The sequence below is a fragment of the Lysinibacillus sp. GW823-FHT02G10 genome (assembly GCF_058797135.1).
In genome coordinates this window covers 1-2,999 of the sequence record NZ_JBXAJI010000020.1, presented here as the reverse complement: position 1 = coordinate 2,999, position 2,999 = coordinate 1, and the positions used below count along the sequence as shown (strand labels likewise).

1 rRNA gene is annotated in these 2,999 nt (G+C 51.8%); it reads left to right on the top strand.

Annotated elements, in window-relative coordinates:
• Positions 1-84: 84 nt before the first annotated feature.
• A 23S ribosomal RNA gene (locus AC1RFD_RS22275) occupies positions 85-2,999 on the top strand; the annotation flags it as partial.

The following is a 2,999-nucleotide window of genomic DNA, read 5'->3' as shown; positions in this document are numbered from 1 at the left end:
TTGTTCTTTGAAAACTGGATAAAACGACATTGAAATTGTAACAAACACATTTATTTTTTAAGTTTTTTATAGGCTTAATAACTTGGTTAAGTTATTAAGGGCGCACGGCGAATGCCTTGGCACTAGGAGCCGAAGAAGGACGGCACTAACACCGATATGCTTCGGGGAGCTGTAAGTGAGCTTTGATCCGGAGATTTCCGAATGGGGGAACCCACTACGTTTAATCGCGTAGTATCTTGACGTGAATACATAGCGTCTTGAAGGCAGACCCAGGGAACTGAAACATCTAAGTACCTGGAGGAAGAGAAAGAAAAATCGATTCCCTGAGTAGCGGCGAGCGAAACGGGAAGAGCCCAAACCAAGAGGCTTGCCTCTTGGGGTTGTAGGACACTCTATACGGAGTTACAAAAGAGCGAGTTAGATGAAGCGACTTGGAAAGGTCCGCCAGAGCAGGTAAAAGCCCTGTAGTCGAAAGTTCGTTCTCTCCTGAGTGGATCCTGAGTACGGCGGAACACGTGAAATTCCGTCGGAATCCGGGAGGACCATCTCCCAAGGCTAAATACTACCTAGTGACCGATAGTGAACCAGTACCGTGAGGGAAAGGTGAAAAGCACCCCGGAAGGGGAGTGAAAGAGATCCTGAAACCGTGTGCCTACAAGTAGTTAGAGCCCGTTAATGGGTGATAGCGTGCCTTTTGTAGAATGAACCGGCGAGTTACGATTACGTGCGAGGTTAAGCTTTAGAAGGCGGAGCCGCAGCGAAAGCGAGTCTGAATAGGGCGAAATAGTACGTGGTCGTAGACCCGAAACCAGGTGATCTACCCATGTCCAGGGTGAAGGTGAGGTAACACTTACTGGAGGCCCGAACCCACGCACGTTGAAAAGTGCGGGGATGAGGTGTGGGTAGCGGAGAAATTCCAATCGAACTTGGAGATAGCTGGTTCTCTCCGAAATAGCTTTAGGGCTAGCCTCGTGATGAGAATACTGGAGGTAGAGCACTGTTTGGACTAGGGGGCCATCCCGGTTTACCGAATTCAGACAAACTCCGAATGCCAGATATTTATACACGGGAGTCAGACTGCGAGTGATAAGATCCGTAGTCAAAAGGGAAACAGCCCAGACCACCAGCTAAGGTCCCAAAGTAATCGTTAAGTGGAAAAGGATGTGGCGTTGCACAGACAACCAGGATGTTGGCTTAGAAGCAGCCATCATTTAAAGAGTGCGTAATAGCTCACTGGTCGAGTGACGCTGCGCCGAAAATGTATCGGGGCTAAACGATTCACCGAAGCTGTGGATTGACATCTACGATGTCAGTGGTAGGAGAGCGTTCTAAGTGCGTTGAAGTCAGATCGGAAGGACTGGTGGAGCGCTTAGAAGTGAGAATGCCGGTATGAGTAGCGAAAGACGGGTGAGAATCCCGTCCACCGTATGACTAAGGTTTCCTGAGGAAGGCTCGTCCGCTCAGGGTTAGTCGGGACCTAAGCCGAGGCCGATAGGCGTAGGCGATGGACAACAGGTTGATATTCCTGTACCACCTCCTCACCGTTTGAGAAATGGGGGGACGCAGTAGGATAGGGTAAGCGCGCCGTTGGTTGTGCGCGTCCAAGCAGTAAGGCGTGTGTGTAGGCAAATCCGCACACTGTAACGTTGAGCTGTGATGGCGAGTCCGTATGGACGAAGTTCCTGATTTCACACTGCCAAGAAAAGCCTCTATCGAGGTGAGAGGTGCCCGTACCGCAAACCGACACAGGTAGTCGAGGAGAGAATCCTAAGGTGTGCGAGAGAACTCTCGTTAAGGAACTCGGCAAAATGACCCCGTAACTTCGGGAGAAGGGGTGCTCTTGAGCGTGCAAGCGCATGAGAGCCGCAGTGAATAGGCCCAGGCGACTGTTTAGCAAAAACACAGGTCTCTGCAAAACCGTAAGGTGACGTATAGGGGCTGACGCCTGCCCGGTGCTGGAAGGTTAAGAGGAGTGGTTAGCGCAAGCGAAGCTGCGAATTGAAGCCCCAGTAAACGGCGGCCGTAACTATAACGGTCCTAAGGTAGCGAAATTCCTTGTCGGGTAAGTTCCGACCCGCACGAAAGGCGTAACGATCTGGGCACTGTCTCAACGAGAGACTCGGTGAAATTATAGTACCTGTGAAGATGCAGGTTACCCGCGACAGGACGGAAAGACCCCGTGGAGCTTTACTGTAGCCTGATATTGAATTTTGGTACAACTTGTACAGGATAGGTAGGAGCCAGAGATCTCGGAGCGCCAGCTTCGAAGGAGGCGTCGGTGGGATACTACCCTGGTTGTATTGAAATTCTAACCCATGCCCCTTAGCGGGGCAGGAGACAGTGTCAGGCGGACAGTTTGACTGGGGCGGTCGCCTCCTAAAAGGTAACGGAGGCGCCCAAAGGTTCCCTCAGAATGGTTGGAAATCATTCGTAGAGTGTAAAGGCACAAGGGAGCTTGACTGCGAGACCTACAAGTCGAGCAGGGTCGAAAGACGGGCTTAGTGATCCGGTGGTTCCGCATGGAAGGGCCATCGCTCAACGGATAAAAGCTACCCCGGGGATAACAGGCTTATCTCCCCCAAGAGTCCACATCGACGGGGAGGTTTGGCACCTCGATGTCGGCTCATCGCATCCTGGGGCTGTAGTCGGTCCCAAGGGTTGGGCTGTTCGCCCATTAAAGCGGTACGCGAGCTGGGTTCAGAACGTCGTGAGACAGTTCGGTCCCTATCCGTCGTGGGCGTAGGAAATTTGAGAGGAGCTGTCCTTAGTACGAGAGGACCGGGATGGACACACCGCTGGTGTACCAGTTGTCTTGCCAAAGGCATCGCTGGGTAGCTATGTGTGGACGGGATAAGTGCTGAAAGCATCTAAGCATGAAGCCCCCCTCAAGATGAGATTTCCCATTACGCAAGTAAGTAAGATCCCTCAAAGACGATGAGGTAGATAGGTTCGAGGTGGAAGTGTGGTGACACATGGAGCTGACGAATACTAATCGATCG